11 protein-coding genes and 1 pseudogene are annotated in these 13,521 nt (G+C 62.7%); 9 read left to right on the plus strand and 3 right to left on the minus strand.

Annotated elements, in window-relative coordinates:
• Positions 1-5: 5 nt before the first annotated feature.
• Positions 6-1,922, minus strand: a complete 1,917-nt coding sequence (locus tag BLV45_RS04885; RefSeq protein ID WP_090529685.1) for an SUMF1/EgtB/PvdO family nonheme iron enzyme — start codon at positions 1,920-1,922, stop codon at positions 6-8.
• Positions 1,923-2,276: 354 nt separating this feature from the next.
• On the opposite strand from BLV45_RS04885, the gene BLV45_RS04890 reads away from it, so the two are divergent.
• Positions 2,277-2,711, plus strand: a complete 435-nt coding sequence (locus BLV45_RS04890; RefSeq protein ID WP_176954066.1) for a DUF4399 domain-containing protein — start codon at positions 2,277-2,279, stop codon at positions 2,709-2,711.
• A gap of 44 nt (positions 2,712-2,755) precedes the next feature.
• On the plus strand, positions 2,756-3,199 hold the full coding sequence (locus tag BLV45_RS04895) for a DUF4399 domain-containing protein (protein ID WP_090529691.1): 444 nt from the start codon (positions 2,756-2,758) through the stop codon (positions 3,197-3,199).
• 61 nt (positions 3,200-3,260) lie between these two features.
• Here the strand turns inward: BLV45_RS04895 and BLV45_RS04900 are convergent, their stop codons facing one another.
• A complete protein-coding gene (locus BLV45_RS04900; protein ID WP_090529694.1) occupies positions 3,261-4,190 on the minus strand; it encodes a LysR family transcriptional regulator in 930 nt (309 codons plus the stop codon).
• Between the two features lie 128 nt (positions 4,191-4,318).
• Here BLV45_RS04900 and BLV45_RS04905 point away from each other — a divergent pair, with 128 nt between their 5' ends.
• Positions 4,319-5,092: an SDR family NAD(P)-dependent oxidoreductase gene (locus tag BLV45_RS04905; protein WP_090529697.1), complete on the plus strand. Its 774-nt coding sequence runs from the start codon at positions 4,319-4,321 to the stop codon at positions 5,090-5,092.
• A 13-nt stretch (positions 5,093-5,105) separates the two neighbouring features.
• A complete protein-coding gene (locus tag BLV45_RS04910) occupies positions 5,106-6,089 on the plus strand; it encodes an aldo/keto reductase (RefSeq protein ID WP_090529700.1) in 984 nt (327 codons plus the stop codon).
• Between the two features lie 117 nt (positions 6,090-6,206).
• Here BLV45_RS04910 and BLV45_RS04915 read toward each other — a convergent pair.
• A pseudogene (locus BLV45_RS04915) lies at positions 6,207-6,317 on the minus strand (ornithine cyclodeaminase); the annotation flags it as partial.
• A 250-nt stretch (positions 6,318-6,567) separates the two neighbouring features.
• Between BLV45_RS04915 and BLV45_RS04920 the strand changes: the two are divergent.
• From BLV45_RS04920 to BLV45_RS04940, 5 genes are all read left to right on the plus strand, one after another.
• On the plus strand, positions 6,568-6,843 hold the full coding sequence (locus tag BLV45_RS04920; protein ID WP_090529703.1) for a hypothetical protein: 276 nt from the start codon (positions 6,568-6,570) through the stop codon (positions 6,841-6,843).
• A 379-nt stretch (positions 6,844-7,222) separates the two neighbouring features.
• A complete protein-coding gene (locus BLV45_RS04925; protein ID WP_245753145.1) occupies positions 7,223-8,632 on the plus strand; it encodes an efflux transporter outer membrane subunit in 1,410 nt (469 codons plus the stop codon).
• Positions 8,633-8,843: 211 nt separating this feature from the next.
• Positions 8,844-11,339, plus strand: coding sequence for an FHA domain-containing protein (locus BLV45_RS04930; RefSeq protein WP_090529705.1), 2,496 nt, complete (start codon positions 8,844-8,846; stop codon positions 11,337-11,339).
• Positions 11,317-12,690 (plus strand): HlyD family efflux transporter periplasmic adaptor subunit, encoded by a 1,374-nt coding sequence (locus BLV45_RS04935; RefSeq protein ID WP_090529708.1) that lies wholly within the window; start codon positions 11,317-11,319, stop codon positions 12,688-12,690. Before BLV45_RS04930 ends, BLV45_RS04935 begins: the two co-directional genes overlap by 23 nt.
• 78 nt (positions 12,691-12,768) lie before the next feature.
• On the plus strand, positions 12,769-13,521 hold the full coding sequence (locus tag BLV45_RS04940; protein WP_090529710.1) for a peptidylprolyl isomerase: 753 nt from the start codon (positions 12,769-12,771) through the stop codon (positions 13,519-13,521).

The following is a 13,521-nucleotide window of genomic DNA, read 5'->3' on the forward strand; positions in this document are numbered from 1 at the left end:
CACGCTCATCTCAGGTCCTTCGCGACGCGAAATCCATCCTGTGACTGACGCACGCTCGCGCTGTACCTGAAGCGTGTCGACGTGAGCATGTAGCTCGCCCCTTCGCGCCATGAGCCGCCCCGGATCACGCGCATGTTGCAGCCAGGCGCATCCCACGTGCGGCCATCGGCGGGCGCGCCCTGATACGAGTTGTGCCAGCAGTCGCTGACCCATTCCCAGACGCCGCCGTTCATGTCGTGCAAACCGTACGGGTTCGCGGCGAACGTGCCGACGTTCTCCGGTCCTTCCTTGTGCCACGGGTCGCCGCAGTCCTTGCAGTTCGCGGTGCCTTTGGTCATCCTGTCGCCCCACCAGTATTGCGTCGTCGTGCCGCCACGGTCCGCGTATTCCCATTCCGCTTCGGTCGGCAGACGGTATGGCTTGCCCGTGGTTTTCGCCAGCCATTTCACGTAGGCCTGGGCATCGTCCCAGCTGAGATCGCGCGCGGGCGCTGTTTTCGACGGGTTGTTGTCGCTCGAAAGCGGCGGGCACGCTTTCGCGTCCACGCACGCGTTCCATTGCTCGATCGTGACTGCGTATTTGCCGATCGCGAACGGCGCTTCGATGGTTACGTGATGAACGGGTCTCTCAGAAGGATCGTCGGTAGCGCTGCCCATCGGGAACGATCCCGGCGACAGCGAGACCATGACCGGACAGGTCGCGCAGTCCTTGCTCTCGCCATTGTTCACGCTGCGAGCGGCGGCGACCGCGGGCGCTTTTGCCGGTGTTGCCGCGGCGGGTGCGGGTGTTGGCGCTGGCGCGGCGGCCGTCGTGCGTGGTTTTTCCGGCGGCAGCGGCGGCGGGGTGGATGCAGGCGCGGTGCGTGTTGCTTCGGGCGCGGGCTGCGTCTTCGCGGCGGCGCGCAACCGGTCGATGCGCGCGTGCGCGAGCGTCGCGAAGCGCCCGTTCGGATAGGCCTTCAGATACGCTTCGTAGTCGCTCGGGTACGTGCTGTCCTTGATGGAATCCCAGAACGTCAGTTCGTATTGTTCGCTGCTGTCTTTCGGCAGGATGCCGCGGCTATGCAGCGTGATCGGGGCTTCGGCATCCACGCTCGCGACGGACACGCGCGCGGGCTGGGTCGCGTCATGCCCGAAAGCGCCCGTTGCAGGTCCCCGATCGAACGACGACACCAGTTGGGGCCGCTGCGCACCGCCCGTTGCCACACGAACGTTCGCAGCCACGCGCGCGAGAAGCGTCGCGACATCGTGCGTTGCGGCGCCGGACAACTCATGCAGCAACGCATCCGTGAAGACGCCGCCGCGCGGCCCGTCCGCCGCGAATCCGCCAGGCGCGGTCGCGTACGCGATCATCGTTTGCGAAGGCGGCGTGACGTTGCCGGTATTCGCCGCGTCGAACGGGTTGTTCAGGCAGGTGTCGAGAATCACGAGATTGAGCTTGTGCGGACGCGGTTCGGACATCGCGTGAAACGTCGCATCGAGATTCAGCCCATCCGTGACAAGCGAAGCGGGTGCGCGTGCATCGACACCCGATGGCAACAGCATCGTGGCGTTCGCCAGCTGGAAACCGTGTCCGGCGAAATAGAACACGCCGGTACCGCCGTGCCGCAGACGTCGTGCGAATTCAGCAAGCGCTGCTTTCATCGCTTGTGACGAAGCGTCCGTGCGCGTGATGACATCGAAGCCGCGCGCGGCGAGCGCGTCGCGCATACGCAGCGCGTCGCGTGGTGCGTTTTCCAGCGCATGGCCGGGGTAATCGCCGTTGCCGATCACCAGTGCAACGCCGCGTGGAATCATGCCGCTATCGGGAAAGACGACCTGTGCGGTTGCGCGCGTGCCGGCCGGCGAGGATGCGGCGAAAGCGTCGATCCATTGTGCGTGAAGCGCGCCAACGACACCGATGAGCAGGAGTTTTCGCCACATTTTTAATTCCTGTCTGTTCTGGACCGAACTCAGGTTTCCGGCCACCAGCGCTCCGGTGCCGACCGCTGCCACGCGTGACGCGGCAGTGTCCGCGCACGATCCTGCTGGCGTATCGATGCATGCGAGTCGTTATAAACAACGATAGCACGCAGTTCGCGCGTCAAAACGTTAACGAGAGTGGCGTATCTTTTTGGCAAGTTCCGTCCTAAGCTAATCCATAAAGCAGACAACACAGATCGGGTTTTCTCCCGGTCGTTTCGACACGCACGTTTGCACACCCCGCGCGAGCGCGCGCGGACAGGCTCTTTTTGCAGGGCAGGGGGCGACCCGGACAACTCTTCGGGAGAATGCGCAATGTCAAAAAGAACAATGTTGGGTGCGCTGTATGTTTTTGCTTCGCTGTTCCTTGCGAACGCACCCGCGTTCGCGGCCCCGACGCCTTCGCCGCCGGGTGCCGAGGAGTACATCATCTGGCCCGCGGATGGCACCGTGATTCACGGCGGCAAGCTGTGGGTGCGCATGGGGCTGCGCAACATGGGCGTGTGTCCGAAGGGCGTCAACATCCCGAACACCGGGCACCACCATCTGCTGATCGACACCGACCTGCCGCCGCTGGATCAGGAAATTCCATCGGATCGCAATCACCTGCATTTCGGCGCGGGTGAAACGGATGCGCGCATCGAACTGCCCCCGGGCAAACATACGCTGCAACTGCTGCTCGGCGACCATAACCACGTGCCGCACAATCCGCCGGTGTATTCGAAGAAGATCACCATCATCGTGAAGTAAGCGGGCGCGACCGCTTCGGCCTGTCAGGACGGAGAGCACCATCCATGTACAAGATCATTGCAGTCGCTGCTTCTATCGCTGCGTTTCTGGTGCTCGGGCCGGTTGCACCCGGAGTGGCCTTCGCCGGCACGACGCCATCGCCCGCCGGCGCGCACGCCTATATCGGCTATCCGAACGACGGCCAGGTCGTGCCGGCCAACAAGCCGTTTCGCGTCTGGTTCGGGCTGCGCTATATGGGCGTCGCGCCCAAGGGCGTCAAATATCCGAACACCGGCCATCATCATTTGCTGATCGACACCGACCTGCCGCCGATGGACCAGGAGATACCATCGGATCGTAACCACCTGCATTTCGGCGCGGGTGAAACGGAGACGATGATCGAACTGCCGCCCGGCAAGCACACGCTGCAACTGCTGATGGGCGACGACATGCACATCCCGCACAACCCGCCCGTGTATTCGAAGAAGATCACCGTCATCGCGAAGTGAGATGAGATGCGCGCGGCGTGGCATGGCAAGTTGACAACGCCCAGGAGAGGACCGACCAGGATTACGCGTGTACACGTGAAATTTCCGGGAGTGACTGCTGTTTTCGAATGATATTTATCAAGCTAAGTAACGCTGGGTGGTTGTACCGACGACTACCGTAATAGATATGGAGCGGATCCTCTGCACAAGCATGCTCTTCCAGCACAACCCGGAGGTCGTGCCGTCCCAGTTCATCCGCGATTCGCGCCTCAAGCAGGTACGCTATCCCCATCCCGGCTTTGCATGCGCTTATCGTGGTCGCGGTATCGTTGATGGTGATCGAGCCAGGCACTCGAAGGGGGGGTGTCTCTCCTGGAACGTTCACTTCCCACCGGTAGCTCGAATTGTCGCCAAGCAGAAGCTGCAGGCAATTGTGGTTGGCCAGTTCCCTGAGATGACGAGGGGTGCCGTGTTTGTTCAAATACGCGGGCGATGCAACCATGACCCATCGCTGTGGGCCGGTGAGCGGCACCGCGATCATGTCTTCCGGAACATGGTGACCGTAGCGAATCCCGGCGTCGTATCCTTCCGCGACGATGTCAATTGGCCGGTTGTCGACAACAACTGCAAGTTGCACTTCGGGACACACGCGTACGAATTCTGGCAATGCGGGTGCGACCAGCAAGTGGGCGGCATCGGCGAAAATATTCAGACGGATAGATCCGAGTCGCCCGGTACCCGGCGCTTCAAAACTCTCCAGCGCAGACCCGATCTGGTTAAAGCCGTCCTCCAGCCGGGCAGCCAGATCGAACCCCACATCCGTGGGCGAAACCGACCTGCTTGTCCTGTTTAGCAGCTTTGCGCCGAGGCGATCTTCCAGCCGCCGTATTGCGTGGCTGACGGCTGACGGCGTCTGTCCGAGTTCAATGGCAGTTAGCCTGAAGCTTCGGCACCTGACGATTGCGAGAAACAACTTCAAGTCCGCGAAGTCAATCCGGTCGTTCTTTGCCATGATGAATACGGTTCATTGTTTCAGTGAATCCGCTTCATTCTACGGTATGTAATCATTTTCCTGTGGCTATGCAGAGGGCGCTGCGAAGTACGCCGCGCTTGCATTTCGATTTTTTCCGGGGAGATTCCATGCACGGGGTTGAGCAGATGCAGATTGGCGATCTGAAGGATACGAGGGTCCTCGTCACAGGAGGGTCAACGGGAATAGGAGCGGCTATCGTTCGCGCATTTGCTGCACAGGGTGCGCAAGTGGTCGCCCATTTCAACGAGAGCGAAGCGGCTGCGCAAGCGCTGCGTGCAGAATCACCGGAGCGCATTCGGCTTGTCCAGGGCGACGTCAGCGAGCCGGGCGGAGCAGCACGGGTCGTGAAGGCAGCGGCGGAAATACTAGGTGGACTGGACGGGCTTATCAATAACGCCGGCGGCATGTTGGGACGGGTGGCATCTACAAACGCCTCGGCGAGCCACTTCGAACAGGTTGTCAATCTGAACGCAAGATCAGTTTGGGAGGCAACCTCGGCTGCCTATCCGTTTCTTAAGGCAGCCGGGGGTTACATCATCAATACGTCGTCGGTTGCCGCACGTACGGGCGGCGGCGCGGGAGCGGTGCTTTACGCGGCTTCGAAAAGCTTTGTCAGCAGTTTGACTCGTGGTCAGGCAAAGGAATTCGTCCATGACGGAATTCGGGTCAACGCGGTAGCACCAGGACTTATCCAGACACCGTTCCACGACAAATATACCCCTCCGGAAATCCGGGCATCGCAAACAGCCACGGTGCCGATGGGGAGAGAGGGCTTGCCAGAGGAATGCGCTGGCGCGTTCCTGTTCCTCGCGTCTCCCGCTATGTCGGGATATGTCACGGGGCAGGTCATCGAAGTCAACGGTGGACAACTCATGCCATGAACGGGGAATCAAGATGAATCAGCGGAAATTCGGACAAACAGAAAGAAGCGTCTCCGAAATTGGGTTTGGTGCATGGGCAATCGGAGGCTCATGGGGCGACGTCGCCGAGAGTGATGCAAAGTCAGCCCTGCATGCAGCGCTCGATAACGGCACAACCTTTATTGACACCGCCGATGTCTACGGCGATGGACGTTCGGAGCGGATCATCGCGGACGTGCTCAAAGAACGATCGGGGCCGCGACCGTTCGTTGCGACAAAGGCTGGCCGTCGACTGGATCCCCACCTGGCGCAAGGCTACACCGCGGCGAATCTGAATGCTTTTGTCGACCGGTCTCTCAAGAATCTGGACATGGAGTGTCTCGATCTGGTGCAGCTTCATTGTCCACCGACCGAGGTCTACTACCGACCGGAGGTTTTTGATGTTATGGACCGCATGGTTGCATCGGGGAAAATCAGCAGCTACGGTGTGTCGGTCGAGAAAGTCGAGGAAGGTCTGAAGGCCATCGAATACCCGGGCGTGAAGTCGGTACAGATCATCTACAACATTTTCAGGCAAAGGCCAGCCCGGTTCATTCAGGAAGCTCGCGACAGGGGAATAGCCGTCATCGTCCGGGTGCCCCTTGCATCGGGCCTGCTTACCGGAAAAATGACACGCGAGACGACGTTTGCGGCCAATGACCACCGCCTTTTCAATCGCAATGGAGAGGCTTTTGACAAAGGCGAGACTTTTGCGGGCGTTCCCTATGACGTCGCGCTCGGAGCCGTGGAGGAAATTCGTCCTTTGGTCCCAGAGAACGCAACGATGGCGCAGTTTGCGCTGCGCTGGATTCTTATGAATCAGGGAGTGACAACTGTTATCCCGGGCGCGAGGAACGCAGCGCAAGCTAAAGCAAACAGTGAGGCGAGCGAACTGCCCGCACTGACAGACCCGGCGATGGCCGCCCTTCGCGCCGTGTACCGGGAAAAGATAGCGCCCTTTGTCCATCACCAGTGGTGAAGCTTCGTTAATAACAGGTCGATCGTCACTTGGGAGGATCGACCTCGGCGAAGTCGTGCGAACAGGGTCGGTCGAACAGGGTTATGCGGCAGCCGCACGTGTTTATCGGCAGGCGGTCGCGATCGCCTGGAATTCGCTCTGCGCTCCGTTGCCGATCAAAGTCATGGTGTGAGAGTCGGGCCGTGCGAGCACTTTCGCAACCATCGCCGACGTTGCAGCAGTCTTCAATGTCTTTCCTGACCCAACACTATCGGGCGTGTTGTCGGTCAACGCCCATCACCCAGGTTGATCCCATCTTGCGTCCTGCGCGCTTCGCGCATCGACGCGTATCGCACACACCCCAGCGTTTTCAAGGCTTCGCGGGTTTTCATCGTTAAAGATCACGTGCCTGGCACAGGCCATGCGTTAGTGACACCCGAGCAGACAAGATGCTCGAAACCGATCGCAAGACTGACCTTTTCCTCTTTGGAGACCTATCATGACAACGCTGATGATCAAAGACCTCTCGAACGCCCAGGACCTCGACAGCAAGAAGATGAGCGCGGTGCGCGGCGGCTTCGTGCCGTTCCCGTCGAACAACTTCGTCAACATCATGCCGATCACGTTCGATTCCAGCAAGACGGCTTACGTCAAGCAGCTCAACGAGAACCAGCTTGGCTCGCAGATCGCCACCGGTGACGGCTCGGCGTTCCTCGACAACGTCAAGACGATCTCGAATCCGTATATCGACAGCAAGAACACCGTCAACATGTAAAGCGTGACGGGGAGACCACCGCGGAGACCTCGACGTCTCCGCGGACACAAGCCGGCTGCGTCATCGCGCAAGCCGGCTTTCATGAAAAAGACACCGCAACCAATCGTTCTTTTCATAGACCGCACCGTACTGCACCTACCCCCGCGCCAGCCGCCCGCCACGCTCCCCAGCCGGAAGACGTGCAGGACGCGCCTTGCCTGATCGCACGCGCCCGGATGCAGTGCCGCCGGATTGACCGGAGACTATCGTGTCAGCGTTGCTTCATTCCCCAGTCCGTCGTACCTGGCGCATCGCGTCAGCCAGCCGCCGCGTCGCGGACGACGGAGCGGGCGCCGAACCTCTCCCTGCCGCCACACACGTGGCTCATGTCGCATCCACCATCGGCACGTTCCGGGCATGCGCAGCCGTCGCGCTGTGCGCCGTGCTGCTTTCGGCGTGTGTCGACGTCAGCATGCCCGACTACAAACGTCCCGATACGCCGGCGAAAGCATCGTGGTCCGCCAAGACCGGCTCGATCGTTTCGCCTGCCGACACAATCGAACCCGACTGGTGGAAGGGCTTCCATGACCCGTACCTGAACACGCTCATCGCGAAGGCGATTGCCGGCAACTTCGACATCAAGGTGCTGGCCGCGCGGATCGACGTGGCCGGCACGCAGATCGGCGAGGCGAAGGCCGGCGCGCTGCCGGTGATGGATCTCGGCGCGGGCGCGAATTACCAGAAGATCACCGGGCAGCCGTTTTCGCATCAGTACAACCTCGCGACCCAGGTGAGCTGGGACATCGACATCTGGGGCAAGGTCGAAAAGGGCGTGCAGGCGCAGAAGGCCGAATTTCACGCGAGCGAGGCCGACTGGCGCGCGGGCTACCTGGAACTGGTGGCGAACGTCTCGACGACCTATTTCCAGATCCTGCAGTTCGACGACCAGATCGAGCAGCAACAGAAGACGCTCGCGACGAATCGCCAGATCCTCGCGATCTACGACGGCATGAGCCGCAACGGCCTCGTGCCGAAGACACAGGTGCTGCGCCAGCAGGCGGAGATCAATCGTCTGACCAACGAACTGCTGGAACTGCGCCGCTCGCGCGACGTGGCGAACAACGCGCTGTCGACGCTGATCGGCGTGCCCGCCGGCGAATTCAGGCTGCCCACCGGCCATCTGCAGCAGCGCGTGCAGTTGCCGCCGGTGCCCGCCGGTTTGCCCGCGCAGTTGCTGTCGCGCCGGCCCGACGTGGTCGCATCCGAATTTCGCGTGCTGGAATCGTACGACCTCGTCGGCGAAGCAAAGCTCGCTCAGTTGCCGACGATCAACCTGACCGGCCACGGCGGGACCGCCAGCTTCGCACTGACCGATCTGCTGAAATCGTTCACGTATGGCTTCATGCCGAGCATCAATATTCCGCTGCTCGATCCAGGCGTGCGCGCGCACGTGAAAACCACGCAGGCGCAGCAGACGGTCGCGGAACAGCAATATCGCAGCACGGTCATGGCCGCGTTTGAAGAAACAGAGAGCGCGCTCGTCAATCTGAATGCGCATCGTCAGCAACGCGTCGAGTTGCAGGAAGAGGTGGCGCGGCTGCAGATCGTCGCGAACCAGATCGAGGCGCAGCTGAAAGAAGGGGTGGTGTCGCAGCTTGAAGTGTTCGAGACCGAGCGCACGTTGCTGCTGGCCCAGCAGGACCTGCTCGCCAATCATCAGCAGATTCTGTCGGACACGGTGCTGCTCTACAAGGCGCTCGGCGGCGGCTGGCCCACTGTCGACGTGCAGTTGCAGGTGAAACAGCCATGAGCCGGCGAGGTGGCGCACAAGCGCAGGGTGAGCGGTCGCCCACGCGGTTCATCTTCGGTGCCGGACAATTGACTACCGCGATGCGTGACTTACAATCTTTATGTGACCGCGGCCCTCACGCTCGGGCCCGTCACGCGGTACTCGCCGCGGATCAGAGCGGCGCGCCCCTGACGCATTCGCGTCGGCAGGTAAACGCTTAGTGATCCAGATCATGACTCCAGGCGAAGTCCAGACTGCCGAGGCGCGCACCACCCTGGACCCGGCGTTCGACGTCGTGCTCTCGCCGGTGTCGCACCCGGCGCTCGGTGCGATCCGGATCATCGACACGCTCTTTGCGATTGGCCGCAGCGAACCGCCGTTCGTCGATTACCCGCGCGAACTGCTCACCCGCCTGTCGCGCCGGCACGCACGCATCTTCACCGAACACGGCGCGGTCTACGTCGCGGATCTCGACAGCAAGAACGGCACGACGCTCAACGGCAAGCCCATACGGCAGACGCCTGGCCGCGTGCGCGCGGGCGACGAGCTGTGTTTTGGCGGCGAGCTGTCGTACCGCATCGGCATCGAACCGCGCGCGCGCATCGTCGCTGCCCAGGCCGCGCAGCCGGCTGGCCTCACGCTCGTGCCCGAGCGCGACGACCTGGGTCTGTTGCCCGTCGACGTCCGTGCGTTTCCGTTTCTGGTCAGCAAGGCCGACGACGTTTTCGCGCGCTACAAGGCGCGTTATCCGCATCAGGTCAATTACATTTCGCGGCGCCACGCGCATATTTTCGTGCGCGCGGGCGATCTCCATGTCGAGGATCTGGGCAGCACGAACGGCACGTTCGTCAACGGCAGGCGGCTCGACGAGTCGGCGCATGTGCTGCAGGAAGGCGACCTCCTTGCATTCGGCGGCGATCACTTCGTCTACAGGGTGAAGCTGCAGCAGACACCCGAATTCGAGCCGACCGTGACCCAGATGATTGCCTCCCCGCCGATCGAGGAATTCGACGCCGACAAGACCACCTTCGTCGGCGCCGCGCATTCGTTCCTCGATATTTTCTGCGTCGACCAGGCGCGGCAGCGCGAAGACGAAGTCAACGAAGCGACGAAACCCGATCCCGATGACACGAAGCGCGACACGCGTGCGCACCGCGCGCAGCGGCGCTGGCGCGTGCTGGCGACGGAGCTTTCGAACGCGTTCTCGGGCGGCGAGCGTCTCGCGACACGGCGTGCCGCGTGGTCGGCGCTCGCGGGCGTGATCGTGGTGGCGGGTATCGGCGTGGCGCTGTATATGAGGGGCGCATCCGAGCGCGAACTGAAGAACCTGCTCGCGGCGGGCGACTACGAACAGGCGCTCGCCGTCGCGAACGACGACGTGCGGCAGCACCCGACGGACGCGCATCTGAAGGCGCTGGCAAGCGAAGCGCTGTTGAAGGCGAAGGTGCCCGACTGGCTCGCCGCGCTGCAAAAGCGTGAATTCGACCGCGCCGATACGCTGCTTGGCAACATCAGGACGCCGGGCGCGGTGAATCCGGATGCGACATCGCTTGTCGGCGAGCTGCAATGGGTGGGCGATCTCGAACGCTTCGTGGTCGGGCGCGGCGGCCCGGATGCGCCGATCCGCATCTACGCCGACGAAGGCCGGATCGGCAATCTGCTAGGACGCTGGGAAGACGATGCGCGGGCTCACCAGCGCGCGCTCGACCGGATCGCGTCGTACGTGCCCGCGTTCGCGGACCCTTACGCGCAGGCGTTGAGCCATCTGCGCAAGCTGCAAAGCGACGACGCCGTGTATCTCGCCGCGATCAGCCGCCTGAACGCGACGATCGGCACCGAGCTCGCGCGCGACAAACCCGATGCGTTGCTCCCCGTGCTCGACGACTACGCGCAGCGTTATCCGCGGCTCGCTGGCCTCGAGCGCGTGCGCGACGACCTGAAGGCCTACACCGAACTGCTGGGCGACGCCGTCGCGCGAAAGCTCACGCCGCTGCTTGCGCTAATGAAACACGCGCGTTTCCAGACGCCGCCGTTCGAGGCGCAATACGCGCGGCTGGTGGCGAGCCGTCTGCCTTCAACCGACGTCATCCAGCGGCACGACGCGGTAACGGCCGCGTGGCAGCGCGGCGACGGGTTGCAGGCGCTGGCCGCGTTGCAGGCCATTCCCGCGAACCCGTGGTCCGACGTGCTGGCGGCCGAACAGGCCCATAAGAAGGCGGTGTTCGATCAGTACGCCGACCTGCGGAAATCGCGCGGCACGAAGGACTATGACGAGCGCCTGCTGTCGTTCTACGCCGCGCTCGACCCGGCGGACGATACCTGGTTCATGCACGCGATCGAAGCGGATGTCACCGCGACGCACGACAAGGCGCTGGCCCGCGCGCAGGATCTGCTGACGCGCGCGCAGACCGAATGGCGCCAGTACCGCGCGAACGGCGCGATCGGCGGCACGCAGCGGCTCGAATCCGGCATCTCCGGCGGCTTTCGCAGCCAGGCGCACCTGCTTTCCGATGCACAGTCGCTCGCGCGGCAGGGCATGCGCATCTATACGCAGCTAAAGGCCGACCATCCGTCCGGCTGGGAAACGCTGCTTGCCGACATCGACGCCGAAGCCGACATGCAGCGCCGCTCGTTGCAGGAGTTGCGCATGGTGCTCGAACCCGGACTGTTGAAGTCGAAGCTGGCACTCATCGGAGGCGACGGCAGTGAAACGCGACAGTCACCCTGAATTGCTGTCGGAGGCGCTGGCGGACCACAGCGCCGAGGGCATCGCGATCCTGATGGCCGAACCCGTCAAGCTCGCCCGTGCGCTGATCCTGGCGATGGCGGGGCTGGTGGTCGTCGGGCTGCTGTGGTCGTTCGTCGGCCGCGCGGATGTGATCGTGAGCGCGCCCGGCACGCTCTCGCCGGAATCGGACGTGCGGCGCTTCTATGCGCCGATCGACGGCGAACTGGCCGACGTCTACATCGCCGAGGGCCAGCCCGTGTCGAAAGGCGACGTGCTTGCGCGGCTCAACGCGCGCGGCGCGATCGAGGCGGCGAGCAACGCACTCCAGGCGCAGCTGAAACTCGAGGACGCCGAGCGCGAATGGCAGCAGTTTCCGGCAAAGAAGGCGCTGATGCAACGCAAGGTCGCGGCGCTCAAGGACCAGATCGACGTGGAAGCGCGCCAGCACGAAACGCGTGTCGCCGAAGGCACGACGAAGCTCGCCGAAGGGCAGAAAGCCGAACTGGATGAGGCGCGCAGCATCCTCGACAACGCGCGACGCTCGCGCGACGCGGCGCGCCAGGAACTCGACAGCTATTCGCGGCTCTTCGCGCAGCCAGGCGGCGGCGGTATCGCGGAGCTTCAGGTGGAGGCGAAGCGCACCGCGTATCTGGCGGCGGAAAACGCGTATCGCGTCGCGCAGTCGAAGCTCGCGGAACTGGACTTCCGTTTGAGCCACGAATACACGCAGGCGAACGCGCAACTCGAAACGAGCGGGCAGGAGACCACCAATCTGCAGATCCAGTACGACGCCGCCGTGCGCGAAATCGCCACCACCGAGGACAAGCTGCGGTTGCAGGTGCAAACCGCGCGGCTCGTCGCGGACGCCGCGGCGCGCATTCGCTTCGAGAACATCGACAAGGACAACTTCCTGCTGATTCTCGCGCCGGCTTCGGGCGTGATCACGGATGTCACGTCGACGCAGCCCGGCGACAAGATCCAGGCGAACGCGCCGCTTGGCGGCATTGCGCCCAAGGACGCCCGCCAGGTGCTGAAGATCGAGATTCCCGAGCACGACCGCGCGTTCCTGCACGAAGGCCTGCCGGTCAAGATGAAATTCAACGCGTTTCCTTATCAGCGTTACGGGCTGATCAGCGGCACGCTTGCGTTCATATCGCCCGCGACGAAGCCTTCGGCGGTTGACAAGCAGCCTGTCTACGAAGGCCGCGTCACGCTCGACAAGAACTACTACCAGATCGCGGACACCCGTTATCCGTTGCGCTACGGCATGACGGCGACCGCCGAGATCGTCGTGCGCGAAAGGCGCCTGATCGATCTGGGCCTCGATCCGTTCCGGCAGATTGCGGGCTGATCGACGCGCGAGGTTGCAGCACCGAAAAGAACCGAAGGCCGCGCGCGGGTGCGCGGCCCAACCTGAGGAGCGGACGAGATGACCGCGATAGTGCGAATCGATGAAGAAGTCGTGGACGTCGCCGAATTTATCCGGTTGCTTAAACTGACCGGCCAGTTCGAAAGCCTGATCGAGCAGCTCGTGCGCGACAAGCTCACCGTGCATGCGGCGAAGAAGCAGGGCATCACCGTCACCGCCGACGAAATCCAGCAGCGCGCCGACCAGTTTCGCCGCGTGCGCGGCCTGCATCGCGCGACCGACATGAACCAGTACCTCGACGCGCTCAACGTGAGCCTCGACGAGTTCGAGGCGTTCATCACCGACGGGCTGTATCAGGAAAAGATGCTCGACCAGGTCGGCAACGAAGCGGCGATCGAGGAATACTTCTCGCTGAATTCACCGAAGTTTGACGCGATCGAAGTGAGCCATATCGTGCTGGACAGCGAGGGCAAGGCGAAGGAAATGATCTCGTACCTGAACGACGATCCCGAAAGCTTCGCCGGAATGGCGCGTGAACATTCCATCGCGGATACGCGCGAAGCGGGCGGCGTGATCGGCAAGGTGCTGCGCGGATCGCTGAAACCCGATATCGAGGCGAAGATTTTCAACGCACAGGTGGGCGACCTGCTCGGGCCGTTTCCTTCACCAGACCGTTCCTGCTATGAGATTTTCGCGGTGACCGCGAAATATCCCGCGACGCTCGATGCGGACGTCGCCGCCGAAGTGAGGCGTCTGCTGCGCGAAGGCTGGCTGATCGCGCGTTCGCAGGAACACGTGATCGAGGCGCGCTAG

The sequence above is a fragment of the Paraburkholderia sartisoli genome (assembly GCF_900107685.1).
In the GTDB taxonomy this organism is placed as follows: Bacteria; Pseudomonadota; Gammaproteobacteria; order Burkholderiales; family Burkholderiaceae; genus Paraburkholderia; species Paraburkholderia sartisoli.